This is a genomic window from Frankia sp. CcI49 (assembly GCF_001983215.1).
GTDB classification, from domain to species: domain Bacteria; phylum Actinomycetota; class Actinomycetes; order Frankiales; family Frankiaceae; genus Parafrankia; species Parafrankia irregularis.
Genome location: NZ_MOWP01000018.1, coordinates 101,119 through 126,407, shown reverse-complemented (window position 1 = coordinate 126,407; position 25,289 = coordinate 101,119). Strand labels below are relative to the sequence as shown.

The window sequence follows — 25,289 nt, the reverse complement described above, 5'->3', positions numbered from 1 at the left end:
GGATGTTTCCTGCGCCGCCCGCGCGGGTGCCGGCCGGCACGGCCGGGAAAGCTTGGGCGAGCGCCGCCGGAGAAGCCTGTGGCTGGTCCGGCGGCGGTGCTCACGGCAGCAGGCTGGAGCGGCGCGCGACATTCACCGCCGCGGTGCGGTTGTGCACACCGAGCTTGTTCATGATGCTGCGCAGATACGCCTTCACCGTCTCCGGGCTGACCGCGAGCCGGCGGGCCGTCTCGGCGTTGGACATGCCCTCCGCGACGAGCCGCAGGACGTCGAGCTCACGCGGGGACAGCCCGAACGGCTGGGCGCGGGTCGGCGGCGCGGTGTCGGGGAACAGGTCCTCCAACAGGTCGCGTACCGCGATGATCCGCTCCCGCAGCGCCTGGTCGCTGGTCTGGTAGGTCAGCTCCTCCAGCTCGGAGTCGACCCGGCACAGCRCCCGCAGCCGGGACGCGCCCGGGGTGGCCGCGGCGCCGTCCGCCCGGGCGGTCGTCGTGCGATCGGCCAGCATGGCCTCGAACCGGCGGGCGACACCGAGCGCGGTCTCCACCGCGGCCGGCGGCACCGGATTGTCGGCCCGCACCCCGCAGTACAGCACCGCGTGCACGATGCCGCCGGCGCGCACCGGCACGGCGACCACCGAGGAGATGTCCTCACCCAGGACAGCCCAGTCGCGCTGGTCCTCGGTGTAGCGCGGGCGGGTGCCCGCGTCGATCACGACGGGCCGGCCCAGGGCCACCACCCGTCCGCCCACGCCGTGGCCCGGCGGCAGGGACATTCCGCGCAACGCGTTCGTGCGGTTCCCGTCGAGCGCGCTGATGGTCAGGTAGCGCGAGCGGGGGTCGACCGATCCGCCATAGGCCAGATCGGCGCCGGTACGGGCGCGCAGCCGGGTGACGGCCCGAGGCAGCATCGCCTCGACCGAGCAGCCATCGGTAGTGCCCGATGTCATCGTCTTCCTCTCGTCCGGGGGTCTCGCGGACTAAGAACGAACAAAACTCCGAAACGGCAAATGGTGCCGCCGGCCCGCCCGATTTCCGCGGTCTGAAGACGACCGAAGGCAAGGCGGGACAGCGAAACCGGCGTCGTGCCGTGCGGTGTCCACGCAGCCGGGTCGGCGTGGCCCTTTACGGCAGACAAATCTCCTTGCCGGGAATTGAGACTAGCAAGGGGATCTTCGTCCCGGCAATCCGCGCATTGTGCACCGTGGTGCCGAACGCGGGCAGTGAGGGTTGTGATCGGCCGCGGGTGTAGGGGGTGGCCCGGTGGCGCTGACCCGTGGTGACCCGGCGGGTGGGGGTGGCGCCGGAGGCGGTGGCCGGCCGGTGGTGGTTCGGCGGATCGGGCCGCGCCCGGTCGCCGCGTCTTCCCGGTGGACCGGGAAGACGATGATCGGACGTTCGTCCTCCGTTGATATTGATCCGCTCCCTCGTCGGCCGATGGCCGTTCTCGCGGGTCGAGCGGTCGTCAGTTGTGTTTCCGATGATCGAAGTGTGGGAATGTGCGCCGGTGCGGTTGGGTAAAAACCGGTTCGGTGTGTCCGCGACCGGGGTGGTGCCGACGTAGTCGTCGTCACCCCTGGTCGTGGGTGGGCGCCGGTGGGCGATCGTCGGTGCGGTCCGTCGGCCGAGGCGGGCGAGGGTGCGCCGGCCTGCCGGTCGGCCGGTCCGTTCCGCTCGGTCACCGCACCACCCCACAGGGCACACACGCCGAATGCGCGACCTACGCGGGAGGGCTGGAACAAAAGTGCCGGTTATCGACTGGTCGAAACGGGCGTGAACACTTCGGTGCCATGCCCGTTTTGCCTTTTGTCGAGATGGGGGTGCGCTGACCCCGTGGGTTCACGGGGCCCGCGGGGCCCGCGGGGCCCGCGCACCCGAAGGTCTACAACTGGTCGACCGCCGTCACGCGCACGACGGCCGTTCCCGCCTCGTCGGAGGCGGCGAGATCCACCTCGGCGCTGATTCCCCAGTCGTGGTCACCGGCCGGGTCGTCGAAGATCTGGCGAACCGTCCAGCGGTCGGCGGCGGTGGTGACGAGCAGCAGGCCCGGGCCACGCGCGTCCGGCCCCGTGCCGATCTCGTCGTGCTCGGAGTAGTAGCGCTCCAACGCCTCCTGCCAGGCGTCGGCGTCGAAACCGGCGGCGGCGTCGAGCTCGCCGAGCAGGTCGTGGCGGCGCAACGCGGCCAGCTCCACCCGGCGGAACAGCGCGTTGCGCACCAGCACCCGAAACGCACGGAGGTTCGCCGTGACCGCCGTGGTGCGCTCCACCAGCGCGATCGCCGCGCCGGCGGAGGCGTCGGGGGCGGCGGTCGGATCGCGCAGCGCCTCCCACTCGTCGAGCAGGCTGGAGTCGACCTGGCGCACCAGCTCCCCGAGCCACTCGGTCAGGTCACCGAGCTCCTCGGTGCGGGCCTCCTCGGGCACCGTCTGGCGCAGCGCCTTGAACGCGTCCGCCAGATAGCGCAGCAGCAGCCCCTCGGAGCGGGCCAGACCGTAGAAGTCGACGTACTCCGCGAAGGTCATCGCCCGTTCGAAGATGTCCCGGGCGACCGACTTCGGTGCCAGCTCGTAGTCGTCCACCCACGGGTGCCCGCGCCGGTAGGTGGCCAGCGCGGCGTGCAGCAGCTCGTCCAGGGGCTTCGGCCAGGTGACCTCGTCGAGCAGCTCCATGCGCCGGTCGTAGTCCACGCCCTCGGCCTTCATCGCGGCCACCGCCTCACCGCGGGCCCGGAACTGCTGGGCCGACAGGACCTGACGCGGGTTGTCCAGCGTCGACTCGAGCAGGCTCAGGACGTCGAGGGCGTAGCCGGGGGAGTCGCGGTCGAGCAGCTCGATCGCGGCCAGCGCGAACGGTGACAGCGGCTGGTTGAGCGCGAAGTCCAGCTGCAGGTCGCCGGTGAGCCGAACCGTGCGGCCGGTCTCGTCCGGCGTGTCGAGCTTCTCCACCACCCCGGCGGCGAGCAGCGCCCGGTAGATCGCGATCGCGCGGTGGATGTGCCGGCGCTGCGCCGGGCGCGGCTCGTGGTTGTCGGTGAGCAGATGGCGCATGGCGGTGAACGCGTCACCCGGCCGGCTGACCACGTTGAGCAGCATCGAGTGGCTGACGGCGAACTGGGAGACCAGCGGCTCCGGCTCGGCGGCGACGAGCCGGTCGAAGGTCGGGACGCCCCAGGAGACGAACCCCTCCGGTGGCTTGCGCCGCACGACCTTGCGCCGCTTCTTCGGATCCTCACCGGCCTTCGCCAGCGCCTTCTCGTTCTCCACCACATGCTCGGGGGCCTGCACGACGACGTTGCCGACCGTGTCGAAACCGGCCCGCCCGGCTCGCCCGGCGATCTGGTGGAACTCCCGCGCGGTCAGGATCCGGGTGCGGGTGCCGTCGTACTTCGACAGCGCGGTGAACACCACGGTCCGGATCGGGACGTTGATGCCGACCCCGAGGGTGTCCGTCCCACAGATGACCTTGAGCAGCCCCGCCTGCGCGAGCAGCTCGACGAGCCGGCGGTACTTCGGCAGCATCCCGGCGTGGTGCACGCCGATGCCATGCCGGACCAGGCGGGACAGCGTCTTGCCGAACCCGGAGGCGAACCGGAACCCGCCGATCATCTGCGCGATCGCGTCCTTCTCGGCGCGGGTCGACACGTTGATGCTCATCAGCGACTGGGCTCGTTCCAGCGCCGAGGCCTGGGTGAAGTGCACGACGTAGACCGGGGCCTGCCGGGTCTCGAGCAGCTCCTCGATCGTCTCGTGCAGCGGCGTGGTGACATACCGGTGGAACAGCGGGACGGGCCGCTGCGCCGAGCGCACGACCGCCGTCGGCCGGCCGGTGCGCCGGGTCAGGTCCCCCTCGAACCTGGTGACGTCGCCCAGCGTCGCCGACATGAGCAGGAACTGGGTGTGCGGCAGCTCGATCAGCGGCACCTGCCAGGCCCAGCCCCGGTCGGGGTCGGCGTAGTAGTGGAACTCGTCCATGACGACCTGACCCACGTCCGCCTCCGCGCCGTCGCGCAGGGCGATGTTCGCCAGGATCTCGGCGGTGCAGCAGATGATCGGCGCGGTCTCGTTGACCGATGCGTCGCCGGTCATCATGCCGACGCTGGCGGCGCCGAACACCGCGCACAGCGCGAAGAACTTCTCCGACACCAGCGCCTTGATCGGCGCCGTGTAGAAGGTGCGCCGGCCCCAGCCGAGCGCGGCGAAATGCGCGCCGGTCGCCACCAGGCTCTTCCCGCTGCCGGTCGGTGTCGCCAGGATGACGTTCGAGCCGCTGACCACCTCGATGAGCGCCTCGGTCTGCGCCGGGTACAGGGTCAGGCCCTGGTCAGCCACCCAGGCACCGAACGCGTCGAACAGCGCGTCCGCGTCCGCGGGCGTGTCGGCATCGCAACCGGCCGGCAGGCGCGAGGTCAGCGTCGTGGACGCCGCGACCGTCGATTCTGTGGCGGGCGAGGTGCTGGCGGGCGGGTCGCTCGCGGGCGAGGCGGCGGGCGAGGCGGCGACGGGTGGCTGGCTGTGCTGCGTCATGGTGCTCTCGATCGTGCCGTACGGACCGGCTGGCCGGGGCGGCGGCGTGCCTGCCGGCGCTGGACGGGTTGGCTGTGACGGAGTCGTCACGCTCGTCCCAGCTACGGGCGGAGGTCCCCGGCGACCAGGGTCTGTGTCTCGGTGTGTACCGTCCGTTGGTCCTGGCGTGAGATTGCCGCCCCACCTACCGGCGTCCGACGACAGGCCGCTATGTCCTGTTTGCGGTTAGCGTCTGCGAGGTGGATGAGCTCCCTCTGCTCGTCGGGTCGGGTGACATCGCCCGCGCGCTGGGCGTGACCCGACAGGCTGTCGATCACCGTTTGCGCAGTGATCCGGCGGCGCCCGCGGCCGCGGGGGTCGTGAACCGGACCTCCGCCTGGAACGGGACCCGGATCTGGTGGCGTGAGGACGTCGACCGGTGGCTGAACCTGGAGCCCGACCGGTGGCATCGCCTGCTCGCCTCGACCGTGCGGGGCGGGTGATCGGCGGTGGGCTGACCGTCCGGCCGCCGGTGCGTCCACCCGGCACAAGATAGTCAACGGTGTTGACGCCGCCGTGTGACCATAGATGATCTTGAACTTTCCTCTCCGTCCCGGGGTGCGGCCCTGGTGCCCCGCCCCGGGACGGACCGATCCACGCGCGCGAGGATCTGCCGGAGCCCGCAGGGTCGAGGCCGGGTGGACGCGAACCCGTCCGCACAGCCACCTACTGGCGATCCCACACCGCGAGCCACCCCCCAAGTCACCGCAAAACGGGCGCCGTTTCGCCTGGCGGCCCGCAAGGAAGAAGGATTTTGGTCGTTCGAACGACCAAAATCCTCCGCTCTTGCCACTCGCCAGCCGGGCCGCCGGTGGCGGTCAGCCGCGGGGCCGCAGCCGGTCGAGTACCGCCGGCAGCTCCTCGACATGCACCACACCGAGCTGGTTCGTCGGCCGGGTGAGCGCCACGTACAGGTCGCCGGCTCCCCGCGGGGACTCGGCGAGGATCCGTTCGGGCTCCACCACGATGACGGCGTCGAACTCCAGCCCCTTGGCCTCCCGCACCGTGAGCACCACCACCGGGTCCTCCGCGGCCGCGTCCCCACCGGCTGCGCCCCCGGTGCCTGCGTCTGCGGCTACGGCTACGGCAGCGGTGCCCGGCTCCCCGACGGCACGAACCGGGCTGGCCGAGGCGGCGCCCGCCACCCCCGCCACACCGGCCAGCTGCTCCCGCCGTGAGGTCGGGACGATCACCGCCAGGCGCCCCCCGCCGCACGCGGCGTGCTCGTCGGCCACCAGCCGGGCCAGCCGCCGCTCCAGATCGGCCTCGGGGACCGCGAGGCGCCAGGGGACGTGCCCGGAGCGGCGCACCGATCGCGGCGCGCGCAGCCCCCGCCCCTGCATGGCCAGGACGTCGCCGGCCACCGCCATGATCTCCGCGCCGGTGCGGTAGTTCACCGTGAGCCGCTCCAGCGCGAAACGCGTGCCGACGTAGGGGGCGAGCACCCGTGCCCACGAGGACGTCCCGGCCGCGTCGCCGGTCTGGGCGACGTCCCCGACGATCGTCATCGACCGGCTCGGGCAGCGCCGCATCACCATCCGCCAGGCCATCGCGGACAGCTCCTGCGCCTCGTCGACGATGACGTGCCCGAACGTCCAGCCACGGTCGGCGGCGGCGCGCTCGGCGGTGCTGCGGGTGTCGATCTCGGCGTGGCGTTCGCCGAACCGGTCAGCGTCGATCAGGTCGGTGGCCATCAGGACCTCGCTGTCGGGGTCCTCGGTGTCCCCGCGGGAGAGGATGTCGAGGACCCCGCCGGCGTACTCGGCCCGTTCGCGCCGTTCCAGCTGTTCGGCCACCGCGGCGTCGATCGCCAGCCGGGGGTCGTCGCCGAGCAGCTCGGCGGCCTCGTCGAGCAGCGGGGCGTCCGCCGGCGTCCAGCCGCCGCCCGGCTCGCGGCGCAGGGCCGCGCGCTCGGCGTCGGTCAGGTCCGGCGCGGCACGGCGCAGCGCGTCGTCGTCGGCGAACAGGTCGGTGAGCAGGTCCTGCGGGGTGAGCAGCGGCCACAGGCCGTCGATCGCAGCGGCCAGGCGCGGGTCGGAGCTCAGGTCGCGGCGCAGGTCGGCGAGGTCGGCGGCGTCGAGGACCGGCTGGCTGGCCGCCGCGGTCGCCGCGGCCCGGGCCGCACTCGCCCAGTCGGCGTCGTTGGCCTCGCTGTCGTCGAGGTTGTCACGGGCGGCGTCGGTGTCCGGCCAGAGCATGAAGTCGTCGACGAAGTCCGGGATGTCGACCTCGTCGATGGATGACTCGTACCGGTCGGCGATCTGGCGGGTCAGCGCGGCGATCACCTCGCGGACGAAAACCGGCCGGGCCAGGTTGTGCGGCCGCCCGGTGAGCCGGGCCGCGGCGCGGGCCGGGACGACGATCGTCTCGTCGAGGCGCGCTATCCCGTCCGCGACGGTGATCTCCAGCGGGATGTCGGGCAGCCGCTGGCGGTCGCGCACCGCCGCGGTCAGGACGTCCACCATCGCCGACCGGCCCTTGACCGCCGCGGCGAGCGTGCTCTCGGGCTGGCGGCCGCGGACCCCGGGGAACAGGTCGCCGATCGTCGACAGCAGCACCCCGGTCTCGCCGAGCGAGGGCAGCACGTGCTCGATGTAGCGCAGGAACGCCGGGTTCGGTCCGATGATCAGCACTCCGCGGCGGGCGAGGTGCTCGCGGCGGGAGTAGAGCAGGAACGCGGCCCGGTGCAGCGCGACCGTGGTCTTCCCGGTGCCCGGGCCGCCGTCCACGACGAGGATTCCGTCCTGGTCGGAGCGGATGATGCGGTCCTGCTCCGACTGGATGGTCGCGACGATGTCCCGCATCCGGCCGGTGCGGTGCGCGGCGAGGGTGTTCAGCAGCGCGGCCTCACCGACCAGGGTGCCGCGGGCCACCTCCCCGGACGGGGTCTGTGCGGTCGCGGGGGGCGCGGCCACGGTGGCCCAGGCCACCTCCCTGTCCTCGGCCGCCTCCTCGGCTGTGTCCTCGGCGGCGCCCAGGCCGTCGAGGGTGAGCAGGCCCAGGACACCGTCGCCGAGCGCGCCGGTGTCGAGAGTCTCGTCGTCGAGGTGGGTCACCCGGCGCCCGACCGTGCGGATGTGGCGCCGGCGGGCGACACCCAGCGGCGTCGCGCCGGTGGCCAGGTAGAACGGGCGCGCGGCCGGCGCGCGCCAGTCGATGAGCAGCGGGTCGTAGTCGGCGTCGGGATCGAGCAGGCCCATCCGGCCGATGTAGCGCCGCTCGCCGTCGGCCAGGTCGAGCCGGCCGAACATCAGCCGGTCGCGGACGGCGTCGACCCGGGTGAGCTGGTCGGCGTGGCGGGCGGCGACCGCGTCGCGGTCGGCTCGGGCGCCGGGCTCGGGATCGTCACGCAGGAGCGCCTCGGCCAGTCCGGCCGCGGCTGTGGCGCGCAGGCCGTCGAGCCGTTCGTGCAGCATGGTCAGGTAGCGTTGTTCCAGGGCCCGCTCGTCATCCGCCTTCTGGTCCACCCGGGTCTCGTTGTGGTTCACCCGGGGCTCGTCGCGGGGTTCGAGTGAGTCGGCCGACCTGGCCGGCACCGTTTCCTTTGACAACCCCAGCCCTCTCCGGTTACTATCCCGCGTGGCGCGTTCTTTTTCGTGCGCCCGCGTCCCGGCTCTCAGCTTAGCCCAGGGTCGTTCTTTTCCCGTAGCCACACCCCGCGCAGGCAGGCCGCCGCTCGGCCCCGCGCGGGCTGATCCACCAGCGGTGGTCTCCGGGCGGCGGTGGTCTCAGCGCACGAGGCGGCGCAGTGCGGCGCGGGCGATCGGAGCGTAGGCGCGGATCGCCAGCGCGGGCGCGGTGATCCGCAGCCACGCCGAGGTCCCGCCGTCCAGGCAGGCGTCCACGCCGTGGTCGAGTTCGAGCCGCAGCGGGCCGACTCCCACCTGCCAGCTCCAGGTGCGGTCCGTCTCGTCGACCGCGGTGATGACGAACCGCACCGTCGGCGGGAAGAGCCCGCGGATCCGACCACGCAGCCCGGGGAAGATCCGGACCTCGGTGGCCGGCGCCCCCCGGGCGCCCGGCCAGCCCGGGGGAGAGGGAGCGCCACCGGCGCCGGAGCCCACCGGCACGGCCGTCCGGCGCCGCATGCCGACGGGGACGTCCGCCAGCGTGACGGTGTGGATCTGCGGCGCCCAGGTAGGCCAGGCCGCCGGCACGGCATACCGCTCCCAGCACACCTGCGGCGGCGCCGGCCCGGACACGTCCAGGAAAAGCACGCTCACACCTACCCACGGTAGGCCGGGTGCGCCCGAACTTCATCCGCCGCCCGCACCCTGCGCATCCACCTGTGGACGTAACGTCGGTATGGCCATCGAGGTGGTGGCGAGCCCGGCTGTGCCCGGCGTGGTCAGCAGCCGGAGGTGTCAGCAGCCGAGGGCGATGGCGGTCACCAGCAGACCCCGGCCGACGACCCACCGCCCGGTGAACCCGGTCAGCTCCTCGCCGGTGGGCAGCACCGGGCCCGCGACCAGCAGCCTGGCCTGGAACCCGCCCCGCGCCACCAGGCCGTCGCCGCCGGCCCCGAAGCCCGGGCCGCCGTCGTCGTGGTTGTGGTCGCCCTCGACGGTGAGGGTCAGGTCGGCGTCGGCGAAACCCAGCCATCGGCGGGCGAGGGGGAACCAGGCCTTGTAGACCGATTCCTTGGCGCTGAACAGCAGCCGGTCCCAGGCGACCGCCGGATGTGCCCGCCCCAGCTCGGTGAGCCGGTCCCGTTCGTCGGGCAGTGAGATCTCCCGCAGGACACCGCCGGGGGTCGCCTCGTTCGGCTCGGCGTCGATACCCACGCTGACCGCCCGGCCCGCGACCGTCCGCGCCACGACCGCGGCCCGGTATCCGGCGGTGTGGGTGATGCTGCCGACCACCCCGTCGGGCCAGCGTGGTTCGCGGTGCTCACCGGGAAGGATGGGCACCGCGGCCTCTCCCAGCGCCCGCAGCGCCCGGTGCGCGCAGATCCGCCCGGTGGTGAACTCGCGGCGCCGCTTGTCGACGGCGCGGGTCAGGACGGCCGCCTCCGTCGGGAACAGCGCCGCGTCCGGGTCGCCCCCGAAGTCGTCGTCGTACTTCTCCACCGCGGCGAGCGCGGGGTCGCCGGGGCCGGCTGAATCCGCCGACGGCCCGGGCGCCGGCAGGACCGCGCCCAGCAGCACCGCCCCCCCGGCGATGGCGGCGGCGGGGGGGACGGCGCCACTTACCCGGTCGCTACGGCCTGTGGACGGCATGGGCGCACGACTCCTCTGCTGCACTGGGCGTCACCGGTGGCACACACGTCGCCGGTGGTGGCTTCTGCTGGTGGCTTCTGTGACACCTGTGGCTCTTGCGACACCTGCGGGCAACATCATGCCCCTGCTGGGAGAGGGTGAGGGCATGGACGGTTCAGACCTCGTCGCGCGTGACCGTGCGGTCGTCTGGCATCCCTACGGCTCGGTGGGAGACCATGCGCCGCTGTTCGCCGTCGCGTCCGCCCGCGGCGTGCGGCTGACCCTGACCGACGGCCGTGAGCTGCTGGACGGAATGTCGTCGTGGTGGGCGGCGATCCACGGCTACCGCCACCCGGTCCTGGACCAGGCCGTGCGCGACCAGCTGGACCGGATGGCCCACGTGATGTTCGGCGGGCTGACGCACGAGCCGGCGGTGGCCCTGGCCGAGCTGCTCGTCCGGATCACCCCGCCGGGCCTGGACCGGGTCTTCTTCTGCGACTCCGGTTCGGTCTCCGTCGAGGTCGCGATCAAGATGGCGTTGCAGTACCAGGCCGGCCGGGGCCGGCCCGGGCGCACCCGGCTGCTCACGATCCGCCGTGGCTACCACGGCGACACCTCCGGCGCGATGTCGGTGTGTGACCCGGACACGGGCATGCACCACCTGTTCACCGGCCTGCTCGCCCAGCACCTGTTCGCCGCCGCCCCGACCAGTGGCTACAGCGACCCGGTGACCGACAGCGACCTCGCCGACGTGGAGCGGCTGCTCGCCGCCCACCGCGGCGAGCTCGCCGCGGTCATCTGCGAACCGGTCGTGCAGGGGGCCGGGGCGATGCGCTTCTACCCGCCCGGCTGGCTCACGCGCGTGCGTGATCTGTGCGACCGCTACCAGGTCCTGCTGATCGCGGACGAGATCGCGACCGGCTTCGGGCGCACCGGCGAGCTGTTCGCCTGCGACCATGCCGGGATCACACCGGACATCATGTGCGTCGGCAAGGCCATGACCGGCGGCTACCTGACCATGGGCGCCACCCTGTGCACCGAGGAGGTCGCCGACGGGGTGTGCGCCTCCGCGGCGGGCGCGTTCATGCATGGCCCGACCTTCATGGGCAATCCGCTGGCGGCGGCCGTCTCCCGGGCGAGCATCGAGCTTCTGCTCTCCTCGCCGTGGCGGGAGCGGGTGCGGGGGGTGCACGACGCGCTGGCCGACGGCCTCGCCGCGGCCGCCGACCTGCCCGGGGTGGCCGAGGTACGCACCCTCGGCGCGATCGGTGTGATCGAGACCCGTGAACCGGTCGACATGGCGGTCATCCAGCCGCTGCTGGTGGAGCTGGGGGTGTGGGTGCGCCCGTTCGGTCGTCTCGTCTACGCGATGCCACCGTTCGTGATGGAGCCCGCCGAGGTGGCGACGCTGGCGGGGGCCATGGTCGAGGCGGTCGCCGCCACCACGAGCACCACGGGCGTCCCCAGCATCACCCGGTAGGCCCTCGTCCCGGCTTCGGCCGGGTCGGCGCCTGTGGTCTTCCTGCTCCCGGGTGGGCGCCCGTCCGGGCCGCCCGCGTCGCCGCGCCAGCCGTCGCCGTTGCGACGACAGCGCAGGTCAGGTGGTTGCCGCGGCGGAACCGCCAGGGCCCGGCACGGTGCCAGGCCGCCGCCCTGCGTCCGCCCACTGCATATCCGACATCGGGGAACTAGTTGCGGATGCCCGAAGAGCCTTCATACCCTTCGTTCACGGGGTTTCACTGTGTGTAGCGGTCGGCGTGTCGTTGTCGGGTTCCGGAGGGCCCGGACCCGGGGAAGGGGGCGGCACCATCGCCGGCCTGGTCGACGAATGCCCTGAGTGATCTGGATATCGCCGGCAGGCGGGGTGCCGCGGGCGGTGAACGAGAGGGGCCGGGTGCGGATGCCGTTACGACAGATGTCACGACAGGTGTCAGGGGGGCCGGGGGCCGGGTACGCCCCGGCGGGCCTGCGGGCCGTGGTGAACGCGGCCCGCCGCGGATGGCGTCGTGGCCGCCTGCCCATGGGGGCCCCGATCGATCCGCCGCGGGCGGGCAGCCCACTGGAACCGGCACCATCGCCCGATGGGCCCACCGGGCACCCGGCCACCGACCCCACCCTGTGGCCCGCCGAGCCACTGCCGCTGACCGCCGTGGCTCGCTGCCCGGTTCCGGCCGGAGCGTCTGGCCACACCGTGCCGTGCCGCACCGCGCCCTGCCGCACAGCACCGGTCACCACCACGCCGGTCACCACCGCGCCATCCGGCGCAGAGCCGGGCGCGCTGCCCGGCTCGTCTCCCGGCCCACCGCGCCCATCCGCCGGCCCATCGCACAGTGACACGGGGCTGGGCGCATCACTGTTCCTGCGCGCCCGGCCCACCGATCCCGCCCTGGAGCACATCCGCCCCGGCAGCCGCTGCGGGGCACCGGCCCCCCTGCTCCAGGCACTGGTGGTGGATGCCCTGTTCGGGCTCAGCGTGGCCCTGCTCGTCGCCGACGGCGTCATGGGCGCAGGCACACCGCGGGCCACCGAGCTCGCGACCTTCGCCACCTTCACCGGGCTGGCCGTCCTCACCAGCCTGTTCGGTGCCAGTCCGGTCGGTGCCAGCCTGGCCGGCGTCACCGGCTGGGCCGGTGGAGCGCGCGGCGAGGACAGCGAGGACACGATCGAGGCCGGCCGGGACGCCTACCCCGCCATGACCACCACCTGGACGCTGCCGGTGGCCCTGTTACTACCCCCGCTGTACGCGCTGCTCGCGCACGTGCCGCTGTGGCTGGCGGCCGCGCCGCGGCGCGGCCGACCGGCCCGCCGTGGGCGGACCGGCGGCGACGGCCCTCCCACCCACAGCCTGTTCCACGACAGTGCCGCGCTCGGGATCGCCGGTGCGGCCGCCGCCTTCGCGCACCGTCTGCTCGACCCCGCCGTCGACCCCGGGTCCGCCGACCGGCTCGCCGGGTCGGCCCGCGGCGTCACGGCACTGTTCGCCGCGGTCACCGTCTACCTGGCCGTCGACCGCCTGCTGCGGCCCCGCCGCTGGGCGGCCGGCCGCGACCACACCGCGACAGTGATCGTCCAGCTCTGCGCGGCGCTCGTCCTGGCGGTCGTGTGGGCGGCGAGCCCGGTGCTGCTGGTGATCGCGGTGCCACTGGTGCTTCTGCTGCGCCGCGGGCTTGCCCATGCCGAGCTGCTGTCCGCCGCGCGCACCGATGCCAAGACCCGGCTGGCGACCCTGGGCTACTGGCGGCAGGTGGCAACGGCCGAGACGGCCCGAAGCCACGGGCTCGGCCGGCCGATGGGGGTGCTGCTGGTCGACATCGACCATTTCAAACAGGTCAACGACCGGCATGGCCACATCGACGGCGACGTGGTGCTGCTCGCCGTCGCCGACGCGTTGCGCCACGCGACCCGGCCGCAGGACCTCGTCGGGCGCTTCGGTGGGGAGGAGTTCGTCGTGCTGCTGGTCGGCGTCGACCTCGCGGCCGCGGCCGCCATCGCCGAACGTGTCCGCGACAGTGTCGCGGCCGTCCGCGTCCACCTGACCCGCGGCGAGCAGCGGGTCACCGTGTCGGTGGGCGTGGCCAGCGGCGCGCCGGCCTCCCACGACGACCACGGGGTCGTCACCGACCTGCTCGAACGTGCCGACGCGGCGCTCTACCGTGCCAAGCGGGAAGGGCGCGACCGGGTGTGCCTCGCCGCGGCGCCGGTCCCCCGGAAGCCACGGCCCACCGCCTGATCCGCGGGCCGGGCGCCTGGCCGCTCGAGCGGCCAGGCGCCCGGCCCGCAGGCGGAGCAGGTCACAGGCGGAGCAGGTCACAGGCGGAGCAGGTCACAGGCGGAGCAGGCCGGGAGAGGAGGGGGAGTGCGGGTCAGTGGTGCGGTGTCAGGCGCCGGCGGCTCGGACGGTGTTGCGCAGCAGCAGCATCGTCGTGACCGGGCCGACTCCGCCGGGGACCGGGGTGAGCGCGCCGGCGACCGGCGCCACCGCGTCCGCGTCGACGTCCCCGACCAGGCCGGCGTCGGTCCAGTTGGTACCGACGTCGATGACCACCGCGCCCGGGCGGACATGCCCGCTGCCGACCATCTTCGGCCGCCCCACGGCGGCGACGACGACATCCGCCTCGTGCACCACCGTCGTCAGGTCCTTCGTACGCGAGTGGCACACCGTGACGGTGGCGTGCTCGGCGAGCAGCAACAGCGCCGCCGGCTTGCCGACCACCGAGCTGCGCCCGATCACGCACACCCGCGCCCCGTTGAGGGGCACCTCGGCCCGGGTGAGGATCTCCAGCACCGCCGCCGCGGTCGCCGGCGCGAACGCGGGCAGGCCCAGCGCGAGACGCCCCAGGCTCAGCGGGTTCATCCCGTCGACGTCCTTGCCGACCGGGATCCGCGCACCGACATCGGCGGCGGTCAGGTCACCCGGCAGGGGAGTCTGCACGATCATCCCGTGCACCGAGGAGTCGGTCGCGAGCTCGTCGACGGTGGCGATGAGCTCATCGGGATCACCGGACAGCTCATGCACCACGCAGCCGACCCCGAGCTTGGCGGCGCCGCGCTCGATCACCCGCACATAGGACCGCGCCGCCTCGTCGACGGTCGGCAGCACGACCGCCAGGGTCGGGGTGATCCCGGTCGCGACCAGCCGTTCGACGTCGTCGACCACAGTGCGACCGATGTCGGCGGCCATCGACCGCCCGTCCAGCAACCTCATGACCCGATCCGTTCTCCCACGGCGCGCACCACGCTGTCCGCGCCGGCCAGTGACGACAGGTACTTGTCCAGCTCGGCCGCGGTCGCGTCGCGGGTCGCGGCGTCGGTCATCGACGCCAGGTTGATCCGGACGTTGATCGCGGCCGAGTCGAGCGCCGCGCGGGCACTCGCGGCTGCCACGGCGACGTCGGACAGGACGTTCACGTTCGCCCCGTCGAGAATCAGCTGGCACAGGCCGACCACCTCGGCCGCGGCCGCGGCCGTGCGCAGCGGGACGTCCGCCGCACCGATCAGCGCCTGCTGGATCGCCGCGGTGCGGGCCGCCTTGTCCTCGGGGGTGTCCTTGGGCAGCCGGTAGGCGTCGGTGACGGCGGTGAAGGCAACGGCGTCCGCGTCGGCGAGCCTCAGCGCGTCGAGACGCAGCCCGGTGGCCTGGTCGCGGGCGGAGATCATGGTCGGTTCGTGCTCGGCGTAGCGCGGCTTGCCGATGGTGAGGTTGGCGACCATGCTCACCAGGGAGGCGCCGATGGCTACCTGCAGCGCTGCCGCGGCGCCACCACCGGGCGCGGGCGCCGCGGAGGCGAGTGCCTCGAGGAACCCGTCGAGCGTTTCGTTCGCCATCGTTTCCGACTCCCCGCCTCGATCCGTCTCGCCATCCGTACCCGCCCCGGCGGTGAACCGCCCCGCCCCTGCCAGGGCCCGCGCGGAGGTCCGACCAGCCGCCACCAGCAGGTGACGGAAATGACGTCGGCCGGAGTGCACCGTAGCAAGTGGATCGACGTGCTGGGTGCGAGGAGGGCCGGCACACGCCGGTCCGGCACGATTTTGTGAGGTTCGCCGCGTCTGCTGGCAGATCGTGGTGCGGTGCCGGGAGGTGGCGCTCAGCCGGGCGCGGGCAGCGAGCCGAGGATCAGGTCCAGACCGTCGTTGAACTGGGTGCGTGTGTCGGCCCGCAGGAACGGGACGGCGGCGGCGAGATCCGGCAGCTGGTGCGCCGGGGGGTTGAACGTCGCCGTCGGGGTGCCAGGCCKACGGTCGCGGGCGACGGCGGCGGCCACCGCGCGCGCCTCGGACAGCACGTGCCCCAGGCAGTAGAACAGCAGCGTCTGGTAGACCGAGGTGGCTGCCTCCGCAGTCAGCCCCAGCCCACGCAGCAGGCCGATCGCGTGGTTCGCCCGCTCCCAGTACGCGCGCCCGCCCGGGGGCCGGCGCAGGATCACGGCGGCCATCGTCGGGTGCCGCAGCAGGCAACGGCGCAGCTGGTGCAGGCTCTCCCGTAGATCCGCCTGCGCGTCGCCGGTGGACGGCAGTGGCTCGTCGCCGGCGATCAGGATGTCCGCGAGCGCGTCGAGCAGCTCGTTCTTCGTCCGGAAATGGCGGTAGAAGGCGGTCGGGTCGACCTCGAGGCGGGAGCCCAGGGCCCGCATGCTGAACGCGTCCGCCCCGCCGATCCGGACGATCTCCATCGCCGCGTCGAGCAGGAGCTCCCGGGACAGGGTGCCACGGGGAGTGCGGTGGGGTGGCACGGGTGCGCCGGTGGGCGGCGCGTCCTCCTGAGCATCCGGTGCTGTCACAGGGCTGATCCTAACGACGCCAGCACTGTGGTCAACAACGTTGACAGCCCCCGGCCGCCTCTGTTGATCAAGACTTGTCTCTGGATGTCACGGGGCCCGACGGCAAAAGGCCTGAGTGCCCGAAAAACGGGATGCGTACCTTGGCGGGGGTTGCGACCATTGCTCCATGATCTGGTCGGTCACTGACGACGCAGGCGATTTCCTGGCCGAGGCAAACGATTTCCTCCGGACCGCGGCGGCGGAGAACACCGTTGTGCTCACGGTCGCGGCGGACGTGCGCGCGCGGGGTGCCGGTGCCTTCGGCGGAGCCGAGACCCTGTTCGGCTGGTACAGATCCATCGGTGGCCCGGTCAGCGGTGTCTTTCTCCACACCCACGGCAACCCACTGCATCTTGGCGTCATGCCGGTCGAGGCGATCGGTCCGCTGGCCGACAGCCCTGCGCTGGCCGAGCGGAAGGTTGCCAGTGTCAACACCGACGAGCGGGCGGTGGCAGTCGTCGTCGCCGCGTGGCGCGACAGGGCCGGGGCATCGCTTCGAGTCCAGGACCGTGAGCGTCTCTACCGGTTGGGAACGCTGACCCCGCTCGAGCGGCAACCTCCCGGCCGGGCGCGACCAGCGACCGCCGCGGACCGGGATCTCCTTGTGGCCTGGCATCTGGCGTTCAACGAGGAGGCAGGCCAGGGCGGCGATTCTTCGGCGCGGGTCGATGACCGGCTCAGCTACGGCGGCCTGTACCTCTGGTACGTCGACGACACGCCCGTCTGCATGGTCGGCCACAGCCGCGTCGTCAGCGGCATGGCGCGGATCGGACCTGTCTACAGCCCGCCCGAGCATCGGCGGCGCGGCTACGCCGGCGCGCTGACCGTCATGGCCAGCCAGGCGACCCGCGATGGGGGAGCCACGACGACTGTTCTGTTCACCGACCTGGCGAACCCGACCAGTAACCGTATCTACCAGCGGCTCGGGTACGTCCCTGTCGCAGACAGGGTGCTCCTCGGCCTGGATCCGCCTACCGCCTGAAATGCACCGGACCCGGGCGCCTGGGGGAGCGGGGAGCCCGGTGGCACCCGGAACGACCGCTCCCCGCCAAGATAGTCAACAGTGTTGACGCGCCGTGCTCTGCAAATTTGATCTTGGACCGCCAACAAAGCAAAAAACAAAACGGAACAAAAACATCCCTCTCCAAAAAAGAGATTCTCTGCTTGGTCGGAAAAGGATCAGCTCGGAAAGGGCGCCGTTGGTCGTGTTCCGAGGTGGCCGAGGTCGCCAGCCGACAACGCCGTCGCCGTGCCGGCACGGCGACGGCGTTGTCGGCTGGCGATGGCATCCGGGCCGAACCCGTCCAATAGCTACTGGCATAGCGGGCATTGAGGCGATCGAAGGGGAAGGTAAATGGGCGAGCTGGCACTCGCCTCGCTCCTACGGCAGTTCTCGTGGGCGCCTGGGTGGCGGGAGGCGCAACGGGCGCCCAGCCTGTCTCCCCCGAGGCCCGGAACGCCCAGCTGTGTGCCAGACCCGGCTGCCGGGGATGCCGTGCCCGGCGGGCGGTGCGGTGGCGAGGGGCTGCGTCGGGCCCGCCCACGCCGGTTCCCAGGGCAGGCTGCCCGTGTGGTCGGCCCAGACGGCCTGCAGACCGGGGACGGCCGGGCCGTCCGGGTGGCGGTACAGCGAGTTCGCGCCGAGCAGGAGCTGGTCGCTGGCGAACGGCGTGATCGCGCGCAGCTCGACAGCCAGCAGGGGCGCGAGCGTGAGGCGCTGGCCGTCGTGCAGGCGCTCGTKGCGGCGGACCCGCTCCCCGAGCAGGTCGAGGACCCTCGTGGCCTCGTCGTCACGCAGGCCGCTCACGACGAGTTCGGGGTGGCTGTCGAAGGCGAACAGCCCAATCGTGTAGGCGTAGGCCGGTTCGTCGGGCCCGTCGTCGAGCACCGGCTGCACGGCCCACCCGCGGGTGCGCAGAATCTGATCGAGCAGCGCATCCTGGCTGGCGATCCAGGCGGCGGTGGCGGCGGGGTCGTTGTCCGCCGCGCAGGCCGGGCAGGTCTCGTCGTCGCAGGAGTCGTCGTCGCGTGGTGGGTGACGGGCAGCCATGGGTTCACCTCGGTCCGTGTTGGTGGGTGAACCGTATGCGGGTGGGATCGGGCGTTTCGGCGGCGAGCCGGCTCCGTGACGGTGGATCTTGGTGGGGTCACGGCGGTTGACGTTCCGACACCGCCGGGGTGCCGGCCGCCGCGGCGGTGGCGCCGTTCAGGTGGATTCGGGTGACCCGGTGGTTTCGAGGTCGAGGGCGAGGCTGTTCATGCAGTAGCGCTGGCCGGTGGGGGCCGGCCCGTCGTCGAAGACGTGGCCGAGGTGGGAGTCGCAGCGTGCGCAGCGGACCTCGGTGCGGACCATGCCGTGGCTGGTGTCGTCGACGAGGGTGACGGCGTCGGGTGAGACGGGCTGGTAGAAGCTGGGCCAGCCGGATCCGGAGTCGTACTTGGTGGCGGAGGTGAACAGCGGTGCGCCGCAGGCTCCGCACTGGTAGGTGCCGTCGGTCTTGTTGTAGGTGTAGGCGCCGCTGAAGGGGGCTTCGGTGGCGGCCTGGCGCAGGATGGCGTAGCGCTCGGGGCCGAGCAGCTCACGCCATTCGCTGTCGGAGCGGACGACTTTGCTGCTGGTCGGGTTGTCGCTCACGGGTTGGGTCCTCTCCTGTGCAGGCGGCGCGCGTTCGGTTCCGGGTGCCGGGTCGGGGCACCGGGGGCCGGCGGGCTGGGTGCGGCCATGTCGTCGTGTGGTCGGCTGTCTCGGGTTCGTGCTGGTCGGTTCGTCGTGGTCAACGCGGCGGCTGGCCGGTTTGTTCTTGGGTGCGGTGGTGGTCGCGTTCGGTGGTGAGGGTGGTGGTGGCGAGGGCTGCCCCGCCGCCGGCGGCGAGGGTCATCACGGTGCCGTAGGCGGCGGGGAGGTGGTGGTGGGCGGTGGCGTGGGCGAGGACGGCCGTGTCGGCGGTGTCGCTGAGCAGGCCGGCGACGAGCCAGGGTTGGGTCTTTCCGCCGGTGGTGTGGGCGTGGAGCAGGCCGAGGCCGAGGGCGAGGTCGCGGATGCCGGCGAGGCGTGCGATCCAGGCAATTTTCTCGGCTGTGACACGGTCGACGCCGGCGAGGCGGATGATCGGTACGGGTCTGGTGAGGGCGGTGAGTCCGACGGCGGAGCGTGCGAGGCTGTTCAGCAGGATCTGGGCCCGGTTCGTCACCCGGCGTGTATCCTTTGCAGTCGAGGGAACACGTAGTGTGATCACGATCTCGTTACCTGGCCTTCTGGGGTGGGAACGACTTCGCTTGTTCGTACGTTGGACTCGGTTGAGGTCAACATGCCACGACGCTCTGAGGAGTCATATGGGCGAGCGCATTCTGCGGGGCAGCCGTCTCGGTGCAGTGTCCTACGAGACTGACCGCAGCACGGAGCTTGCCCCGCGGCAGACAGCGTCGTACGACTGCCCCAACGGGCACCAGTTCGCCATGCCGTTCGCCGCCGAGGCCGAAGTGCCGTCGGTGTGGGAGTGCAGGGTGTGCGGGTCGCCTTCGGTGATTGTGGACGGTGAGCGGCCGGAGCCGAAGAAGAGCAAGCCGCCGCGGACGCACTGGGACATGTTGATGGAGCGTCGTACGACGGACGATCTGGAAGAGGTGCTGGCCGAGCGGCTGGCGGTGCTGCGGGGCGCTGGCGAGGATCGCCGGTCGGCCTGAGCAAGGCTGCCTTCGGTGCCGGGCGCGGCGCCGTTGGGCTTGGTTGGCGAAGGGGTGACAGCGTTTGACGCTGTCACCCCTTCGCCATGTCCGTGCCCGGTGGTGCCCCGGGTGTGACGGCTGGTCCCCCGGTGGTGGGGGTCGGGGTTTCCGGGGCGTTGCGGGCCCCCGGCCCTGATCCGGGTCAGGACCGGCCGGCGGGGGTGCTGGTCGCGGACGGCCCGGTTTCGGCGGTGCTGTCGGTGGGTGTGGGGGTGCTCGTCGTGGGGGCGGGGTCGCCGGGGGGTGCTGGTGCGGGGATCGCGGTGGTGGAGGGTGCGTGTGGGGTGCGGGTGGCGGCGGGGCCGCGGCGGCGGGAGGACAGTGCCCACCAGCCGACGCGCCAGAATCCTTCGGCGACGATCGAGCGGTTCATCTTGGAGGCGCCGCGTTCGCGTTCGACGAAGTCGATGGGGACCTCGATGACGCGGAAGCCGGACTGCCAGGCGCGCCAGGCGAGGTCGACCTGGAAGCAGTAGCCCTGGGAGGCGACGAGGGTGAGGTCGCGGGCGCGCAGTACGTCGGCGCGGTAGGCGCGGAATCCCGCGGTGGCGTCGCGGAGGGGGACGCCGAGGGCCGCGCGGACGTAGGCGTTGGCGCCGCGGGAGAGGACCAGCCGGCTGCGTGGCCAGTTGTGGACGGTGCCGCCGGGGATCCAGCGGGATCCGATGGCGAGGTCGGCGCCGGTGAGGGCGTCGAGCAGGCGGGGTAGCTGTTCGGGCTGGTGGGAGCCGTCGGCGTCCATTTCGACGATGATGTCGTAGCCGTGTTGGAGCGCCCAGGTGAAGCCGGCGATGTAGGCGGAGCCGAGACCGGATTTGCCGGCGCGGTGCAGGACGTGGATGTGGCTGTCGGCGGCGGCGAGTTCGTCGGCGATGTCGCCGGTGCCGTCGGGGCTGGCGTCGTCGATGACGAGCAGGTCGACCGCGGGGTTCGCCGTGCGCAGGCGGCGGGCGGTGTCCGGCAGGTTGTCCCGTTCGTTGTAGGTCGGGACGCAGACGACGACGCGGGTGGCTTCCACGCCTCTCCTTTTCTGGTCGGTTCCGGTCGGGGTGGTGTCGTGGTCGTGCGGGGTGGTGCGGCGGCTGCGGCGGGTGTGGAGCAGGGCGCCGAGGATGGCGATCACCGCGAGGGCGGTGAGGGCCATCTCCGGGACGATACCGAGCCGGGTGGCGAGGGTGTGTGTGGTGCGTAGCGGAAGCTGCGCGGTCAGTACGCCCGGTTCGTACAGGCCTGTCTGGGACAGGATGGTGCCGTCGGGGCGATGATGGCGCTTTGGCCGCTGGTGGAGACCTGGACGGTGGCGCGGCCGTGTTCGACGGCGCGCAGGCGGCTCATCGCGAGCTGCTGTTCGCTTTCGCCCTTGCGGCCGAAGGAGGCGTTGTTGGTCTGGATGACGAGGAGTTCGGCGCCGCGGTTGACGTTGTCGCGGACGAGTCCGTCGTAGGCGACTTCGAAGCAGATGACGTCGCCGATGGTGGTGCCGGCGACGGGCAGGGCGCCGTGGCCGGTGCCGGCGAGGAAGTCGTTGGGCATCTCGTCGGCGAAGCGGGTGATGAGTTTTTCCAGCAGGGCCCGGCCGGGGAGGTATTCGGCGAACGGGACGGGGTGGCGTTTGACGTACATGTCGCCGGTGGGGCCGTCGGTGGTCCAGATGAGTCCGGCGTTGCGGACGTGCCGGTCGCCGGGGCCGTCGAGGACGGCGCCGACGAGTAGTGGGGCGCGGGCGACGGTGGCGGCGTGGGTGAGGGCGGTGGCGGCGTCCGGGTCGGTGAGGGGGTCGAGGTCGGAGGAGTTCTCGGGCCACAGGACGAGGTCGGGCTGGGGGGTGGTGCCGGCGCGGACGGCGGCGGCGAGGTTCTCGGTGCCCTGGACGTGGTTGGTGGTGACCTGCATGGCTCGGCCGAGGGCGTGGTAGCCGCCTGCTTCGGGGACGTCGCCCTGGATGGCGGCGACCTGCAGGGTGCCGTGCTGGGCCGCGGTGGGCAGGGGGACGGCGAGTCCGGCGAGGGTGAGGGCGCCTGCTGTGGCGGCGGTCGCGGTGAGGGCGAGGGTGGGTCGGCGTGCGCCGTGCGGGGGTGTGGGGTGGCTGGGTGTGGGGTGAGGGGGGCGTCGCCGGCTCCACGCCGGTGTCTGGGTGTGGAGGTGGATGGCGGTGGTGGCGAGCAGGGCGGCGGTGGTGGCGACGGCGAAGGTGACCAGGGGGGCGCCGCCGAGGGCGGCGAGGCCGGTGTAGGGGCTGTCGGGCTGGCTGAAGGCGAGCCGGCCCCAGGGGAAGCCTCCGAAGGGCGCGCGGCCGCGGAGGGCTTCCTGGGCGACCCAGGCGGCGCCGGTCCACAGCGGGGCGGCGGGTAGCCGCCAGGCGAGGGTGGTCGCGGGGGCGATGGCGGCGAGGATGGCGGCTTCGGCGGTGGACAGGACGATCCAGCCGTCGGCGCCGACGAAGGAGACGAAGCGCAGCAGGGGTAGCAGGAAGCCGAGGGAGAACAGCAGGCCGAGCCCGTAGGAGGTGCGTAGGCGGCGGCCGCGGACGGTGAGGGTGAGGACGGCGACGGCGACGGGGGCCAGGGGCCACCAGCCGATGGGGGGGAAGGCGGTGTAGAGCAGCAGGCCGGCGAAGGTGGCCAGGGCGGGCCGGGTGAGGCGGCGCCCGGTGGTGCGCAGGCGGCGCGCGGCGCCGCTGGTGGCGTCGGTGGGCTGCTGGGGTTTCTGGGGGGTCGCGGGGGGTGTGGGGGGCGCGCCTGCCGTGGCCGGGTCGTGCGGGGGTGGTGTGGCGGGCGCGTGGGTCACCGGTCCAGTGTCCGGTACGCGGGCGGGGTCGGGTAGCCCGGGCTGTGTGCTGTCCGTCGTGGGTGGTCGGCCGCGGGTCTGGTTGTGGGTTCGGCTCCAGGCCTGGTGGTGGGTGGTGTAAGGGGTTCGGTGCCCTCCCCTGTCCGCGGCCGGTGGTGGCGGCGTCTGGACCACGTTGGGACTACCTGGAGGTTTTCGGGTCGGGGTGGGGTGCTTCCGTGGGTGGGACGTGTGTGGTCGAATCTCGCGGTGCCCCGGTGTCGGGGTGTGCCGCGGGTGTCTGGTCTGGTGCCGGGTGGGCCGGCGGGGGGTGGGGTTCCGGACCGTTCGTTAGACAACGGTGCTGGCGTGGCCGGGTGCGGTGTGCGCGGTGCCGGTCCGAAGGACGGTCCGGATCCCGGCTGCCCGGATGCCGCGAGCCGGTGTGGTTCCCCGGTGTGGTTCTCGGTTCGGTGGGCGGGTCAGAGCTGGTCGTGGATGATCTGCCCGCGCAGGACGGTGCGCAGGCAGGTCGGGCGGGTGTGGGCGGCCCAGGCCAGTGGGTCGGTGCCGGGTGGTGGTGGCTTGAGGTCCCAGACGGCGAAGGTCGCGGGGGCGCCGGTGGTGAGCTGCCCGGAGCCGTCGGTGTCGGCGCGGGCGGCCTGCCAGCCGCCGCGGGTGGCGGCGCTGAACGCCGCGGCGGGGCTGATCCTGGATGTGGCGATGTGGTGGTGGGTGGCGGCGTGCACGGCGCCCCAGGGGTCGAGCGGGGTCACGGGGCTGTCGGAGGACAGGGCGAGGGTGACACCGGCGGCGGTGAAGGCCGCGAACGGGTTCATCAGCGCGGCTCGGGTGGCGCCGAGGCGGGTGGTGTAGAGCCCGTCGGGGCCGCCGTAGCGGGCGTCGAAGGCGGGTTGGACGCTGGCGACGAGGCCGAGGCGGGCCATGGTGTGGATCTGGTCGGGGTGGGCGAGCTCGGCGTGTTCGACGCGATGGCCGGCGGCGGCGATGGTGGCGGTGCCGAGCTGGTCGGCGGCGGCGTGTAGTCCGGCCAGGACGAGGTCGAGGGCGGCGTCGCCGATGGCGTGGAAGCCGGTCTGCAGGCCGGCGTGGGTGGCGTCGCGGACGATGTCGCGGATGTCGTCGGCGTCGCGGTGGCGTTGGCCGCTGTGGGTGGGCTGGTCGTGGTACGGGCTGCGCAGGGCGGCGGTGTGGGAGCCCAGGGAGCCGTCGACGAACAGGTCGCCGCCGTAGCCGACGGGTCCCAGGCCGGGTTCTGCGGTGAGGGTGAGGGCGGTGGGCAGGTCACCGGCCCAGTAGCCGTGGACGGCGGGGCCGGTTTCGTCGCGGGCGAGGGTGAGCAGGTCGGCGAGGTCGTCGGCGCTGGAGACCTCGGGGCCGGCCATCTCGTGCAGGGCGGCGATGCCCAGGGCGGCGGCGTGGGTGCGGACCCGGCGGGCGGCGTCGAGGCGGGTGGTGCGGGGCAGATCGTGGTAGGCGGTGGTGCGGGCGCGGTGGTGGGCCTCGTCGCGGCACAGTCCGTCGCCGAGCCAGCCCGGTGCCTGGTCGGCGCCGGAGCGGTGGGCCAGGGTCGGGGAGATGACGGCGGTGTGGCCGTCGGCGCGGGCGAGGTAGACGTCGACGGGTCCGGCGGCGCGGGCGATTTCGGCGGCGGTGGGTGGGCGTTGCTGTGGCCAGCGGGTCTCGTCCCAGCCGGTGCCCAGCAGCGGTCGGCCGGGTCGTCGCCGGGCCGCGTGGGTGAGCTGGTCGAGGGCGTCGGTGAGGKTGGGGGCGTCGGTGAGGTCGACGCCGTCGAGGGCGAGCCCGGTGGCGGTGGTGTGGATGTGGGCGTCGACGAACGCGGGGGTGATGGTGGCGCCGTGCAGGTCGATGGTGGTGTCGACGGTGCCGGGTGGGTGCTCGTCGGCGGTGCCGATCCAGGTGATGGTGGCGTCGTCGACGAGGAGTGCGGCTCGCTGGGCGTGGGCGTGGGGGCTGTGGGGGGCGAGCAGGTGGGCGTGCCGGTAGAGCACACGTGTGGGTGTGTGGTGTGGCTGGCGGTGGGTGGGGTGTGTGCTCACCGTGCCCAGGGTGGCCTAGCCCGGCCTGTCACAGGTTCGGGGGGCGCCCTTCGTAGGGGGTGGAGAGCACGACCATGGTGCGGGTCGACACGTTGGCCGCGGCGCGGATCTCCTGCAGGAGCGCTTCGAGGGCGGCGGGGTCGGAGACGCGGACCTTGAGCAGGTAGCTCTCCTCCCCCGCGACGCTGTAGCAGGCCTCGATGGCGGGCAGGTGGGTGAGCCGGTCGGGTGCGTCGTCGGGCTGGCTGGGGTCGATCTCCTTGATGGAGACGAACGCGGTGAGTGCCAGGCCGACCTGGGATGGGTCGACGAGGGCGACGTAGGACGTGATGACTCCGCGCTGCTCCAGGCGACGGACCCGCTGGTGCACGGCGGACACCGACAGGCCGGTGGCGCGACCGAGGTCGGTGAAGCTCATCCGGCCGTCGCGGCACAGCAGCTGCACGATCTGACGGTCTAGATCCTCCAACACGTTCCGGAGGTTATGCACAGAACGGCCGGTCGTGACGGGAGTTTCTGGTCCCGTCGGGACTTTGCGTGGCGGGTGGGCGTGTCGCGGTGGAGGTTCTGGTGACGGATGGTGATCTTCTCGGTGCGTGGTGTGGATGATGGTTCGGTGTCGGTGCGGCGGAGGGCCG

General features: G+C 72.8%; 20 protein-coding genes. 5 read left to right on the top strand and 15 right to left on the bottom strand.

Translation table 11 applies throughout. The annotated features are described in order from the left end of the window. Positions 1 to 100: 100 nt before the first annotated feature. Together CcI49_RS17945 and CcI49_RS17940 are read right to left on the bottom strand one after the other, a co-directional pair. Positions 101 to 949, bottom strand: a complete 849-nt coding sequence (locus CcI49_RS17945; protein ID WP_076827901.1) for a LuxR C-terminal-related transcriptional regulator — start codon at positions 947 to 949, stop codon at positions 101 to 103. Positions 950 to 1,881: 932 nt separating this feature from the next. Continuing rightward, positions 1,882 to 4,524 (bottom strand): DEAD/DEAH box helicase, encoded by a 2,643-nt coding sequence (locus CcI49_RS17940; RefSeq protein WP_116437434.1) that lies wholly within the window; start codon positions 4,522 to 4,524, stop codon positions 1,882 to 1,884. A 239-nt stretch (positions 4,525 to 4,763) separates the two neighbouring features. On the opposite strand from CcI49_RS17940, the gene CcI49_RS17935 reads away from it, so the two are divergent. After that, the gene (locus tag CcI49_RS17935) at positions 4,764 to 5,006 is read left to right on the top strand and encodes a hypothetical protein (protein WP_054570141.1); all 243 of its coding nucleotides are present in this window, start codon (positions 4,764 to 4,766) and stop codon (positions 5,004 to 5,006) included. A 375-nt stretch (positions 5,007 to 5,381) separates the two neighbouring features. On the opposite strand, the gene CcI49_RS17930 is transcribed toward CcI49_RS17935, so the two are convergent. From CcI49_RS17930 to CcI49_RS17920, 3 genes are all read right to left on the bottom strand, one after another. Then, positions 5,382 to 7,979, bottom strand: coding sequence for an AAA family ATPase (locus CcI49_RS17930; RefSeq protein ID WP_241840131.1), 2,598 nt, complete (start codon positions 7,977 to 7,979; stop codon positions 5,382 to 5,384). Between the two features lie 312 nt (positions 7,980 to 8,291). After that, positions 8,292 to 8,786 carry an SRPBCC family protein gene (locus CcI49_RS17925; RefSeq protein ID WP_235498340.1) on the bottom strand — a complete coding sequence of 165 codons (495 nt, stop codon included), beginning with the start codon at positions 8,784 to 8,786 and terminating at the stop codon, positions 8,292 to 8,294. Positions 8,787 to 8,927: 141 nt separating this feature from the next. Next, the gene (locus CcI49_RS17920; RefSeq protein WP_241840127.1) at positions 8,928 to 9,782 is read right to left on the bottom strand and encodes a 4'-phosphopantetheinyl transferase superfamily protein; all 855 of its coding nucleotides are present in this window, start codon (positions 9,780 to 9,782) and stop codon (positions 8,928 to 8,930) included. Between the two features lie 145 nt (positions 9,783 to 9,927). Here CcI49_RS17920 and bioA point away from each other — a divergent pair, with 145 nt between their 5' ends. After that, positions 9,928 to 11,241 (top strand): adenosylmethionine--8-amino-7-oxononanoate transaminase, encoded by a 1,314-nt coding sequence (gene bioA / locus CcI49_RS17915; RefSeq protein ID WP_054570342.1) that lies wholly within the window; start codon positions 9,928 to 9,930, stop codon positions 11,239 to 11,241. A 447-nt stretch (positions 11,242 to 11,688) separates the two neighbouring features. Further along, entirely contained in the window at positions 11,689 to 13,491 is a 1,803-nt protein-coding gene (locus tag CcI49_RS17910; protein WP_241840126.1) for a GGDEF domain-containing protein, read from the top strand. Positions 13,492 to 13,638: 147 nt separating this feature from the next. Here CcI49_RS17910 and CcI49_RS17905 read toward each other — a convergent pair whose 3' ends face one another. From CcI49_RS17905 to CcI49_RS17895, 3 genes are all read right to left on the bottom strand, one after another. Next, the gene (locus CcI49_RS17905) at positions 13,639 to 14,466 is read right to left on the bottom strand and encodes a bifunctional 5,10-methylenetetrahydrofolate dehydrogenase/5,10-methenyltetrahydrofolate cyclohydrolase (RefSeq protein WP_054570140.1); all 828 of its coding nucleotides are present in this window, start codon (positions 14,464 to 14,466) and stop codon (positions 13,639 to 13,641) included. Further along, a complete protein-coding gene (locus CcI49_RS17900; protein ID WP_006539925.1) occupies positions 14,463 to 15,086 on the bottom strand; it encodes a cyclodeaminase/cyclohydrolase family protein in 624 nt (207 codons plus the stop codon). The genes CcI49_RS17905 and CcI49_RS17900 overlap by 4 nt, the downstream gene beginning before the upstream one ends. Positions 15,087 to 15,346: 260 nt before the next feature. Beyond that, positions 15,347 to 16,039, bottom strand: a complete 693-nt coding sequence (locus tag CcI49_RS17895) for a TetR/AcrR family transcriptional regulator C-terminal domain-containing protein (RefSeq protein WP_054570139.1) — start codon at positions 16,037 to 16,039, stop codon at positions 15,347 to 15,349. A 166-nt stretch (positions 16,040 to 16,205) separates the two neighbouring features. Here CcI49_RS17895 and CcI49_RS17890 point away from each other — a divergent pair, with 166 nt between their 5' ends. Next, on the top strand, positions 16,206 to 17,060 hold the full coding sequence (locus CcI49_RS17890; RefSeq protein WP_076827899.1) for a GNAT family N-acetyltransferase: 855 nt from the start codon (positions 16,206 to 16,208) through the stop codon (positions 17,058 to 17,060). A 399-nt stretch (positions 17,061 to 17,459) separates the two neighbouring features. Here CcI49_RS17890 and CcI49_RS17885 read toward each other — a convergent pair whose 3' ends face one another. The 3 genes from CcI49_RS17885 to CcI49_RS17875 form a co-directional block, all read right to left on the bottom strand. Beyond that, positions 17,460 to 18,128 (bottom strand): DUF4262 domain-containing protein, encoded by a 669-nt coding sequence (locus tag CcI49_RS17885; RefSeq protein ID WP_076827897.1) that lies wholly within the window; start codon positions 18,126 to 18,128, stop codon positions 17,460 to 17,462. A gap of 156 nt (positions 18,129 to 18,284) precedes the next feature. Further along, entirely contained in the window at positions 18,285 to 18,713 is a 429-nt protein-coding gene (gene msrB, locus CcI49_RS17880) for a peptide-methionine (R)-S-oxide reductase MsrB (RefSeq protein WP_054570136.1), read from the bottom strand. Between the two features lie 139 nt (positions 18,714 to 18,852). Continuing rightward, entirely contained in the window at positions 18,853 to 19,269 is a 417-nt protein-coding gene (locus tag CcI49_RS17875; protein WP_076827895.1) for a hypothetical protein, read from the bottom strand. Positions 19,270 to 19,411: 142 nt separating this feature from the next. Between CcI49_RS17875 and CcI49_RS17870 the strand changes: the two genes are divergently transcribed. Beyond that, positions 19,412 to 19,762 carry an RNA polymerase-binding protein RbpA gene (locus CcI49_RS17870; RefSeq protein WP_076827893.1) on the top strand — a complete coding sequence of 117 codons (351 nt, stop codon included), beginning with the start codon at positions 19,412 to 19,414 and terminating at the stop codon, positions 19,760 to 19,762. A gap of 184 nt (positions 19,763 to 19,946) precedes the next feature. Here the strand turns inward: CcI49_RS17870 and CcI49_RS44475 are convergent, their stop codons facing one another. From CcI49_RS44475 to CcI49_RS17855, 4 genes are all read right to left on the bottom strand, one after another. Then, a complete protein-coding gene (locus CcI49_RS44475) occupies positions 19,947 to 20,822 on the bottom strand; it encodes a polyprenol monophosphomannose synthase (RefSeq protein WP_116437438.1) in 876 nt (291 codons plus the stop codon). Positions 20,823 to 21,010: 188 nt separating this feature from the next. Beyond that, on the bottom strand, positions 21,011 to 22,591 hold the full coding sequence (lnt, locus tag CcI49_RS44470) for an apolipoprotein N-acyltransferase (protein ID WP_347280126.1): 1,581 nt from the start codon (positions 22,589 to 22,591) through the stop codon (positions 21,011 to 21,013). Between the two features lie 461 nt (positions 22,592 to 23,052). Continuing rightward, a complete protein-coding gene (locus CcI49_RS17860) occupies positions 23,053 to 24,651 on the bottom strand; it encodes an amidohydrolase family protein (protein WP_241840125.1) in 1,599 nt (532 codons plus the stop codon). A gap of 28 nt (positions 24,652 to 24,679) precedes the next feature. After that, the gene (locus CcI49_RS17855) at positions 24,680 to 25,123 is read right to left on the bottom strand and encodes an Lrp/AsnC family transcriptional regulator (RefSeq protein ID WP_035951201.1); all 444 of its coding nucleotides are present in this window, start codon (positions 25,121 to 25,123) and stop codon (positions 24,680 to 24,682) included. Positions 25,124 to 25,289: the final 166 nt, after the last annotated feature.

Excerpts from the sequence above, each read along its gene's own strand:
- CcI49_RS17940 (WP_116437434.1), bottom strand. The coding sequence starts at position 4,524 with ATGACGCAGCACAGCCAGCCACCCGTCGCCGCCTCGCCCGCCGCCTCG.
- CcI49_RS17930 (WP_241840131.1), bottom strand. The coding sequence starts at position 7,979 with ATGCTGCACGAACGGCTCGACGGCCTGCGCGCCACAGCCGCGGCCGGA.
- CcI49_RS17920 (WP_241840127.1), bottom strand. The coding sequence starts at position 9,782 with ATGCCGTCCACAGGCCGTAGCGACCGGGTAAGTGGCGCCGTCCCCCCC.
- bioA (WP_054570342.1), top strand. The coding sequence starts at position 9,928 with ATGGACGGTTCAGACCTCGTCGCGCGTGACCGTGCGGTCGTCTGGCAT.
- CcI49_RS17905 (WP_054570140.1), bottom strand. The coding sequence starts at position 14,466 with ATGAGGTTGCTGGACGGGCGGTCGATGGCCGCCGACATCGGTCGCACT.
- CcI49_RS17900 (WP_006539925.1), bottom strand. The coding sequence starts at position 15,086 with ATGGCGAACGAAACGCTCGACGGGTTCCTCGAGGCACTCGCCTCCGCG.
- CcI49_RS17890 (WP_076827899.1), top strand. The coding sequence starts at position 16,206 with ATGATCTGGTCGGTCACTGACGACGCAGGCGATTTCCTGGCCGAGGCA.
- CcI49_RS17870 (WP_076827893.1), top strand. The coding sequence starts at position 19,412 with ATGGGCGAGCGCATTCTGCGGGGCAGCCGTCTCGGTGCAGTGTCCTAC.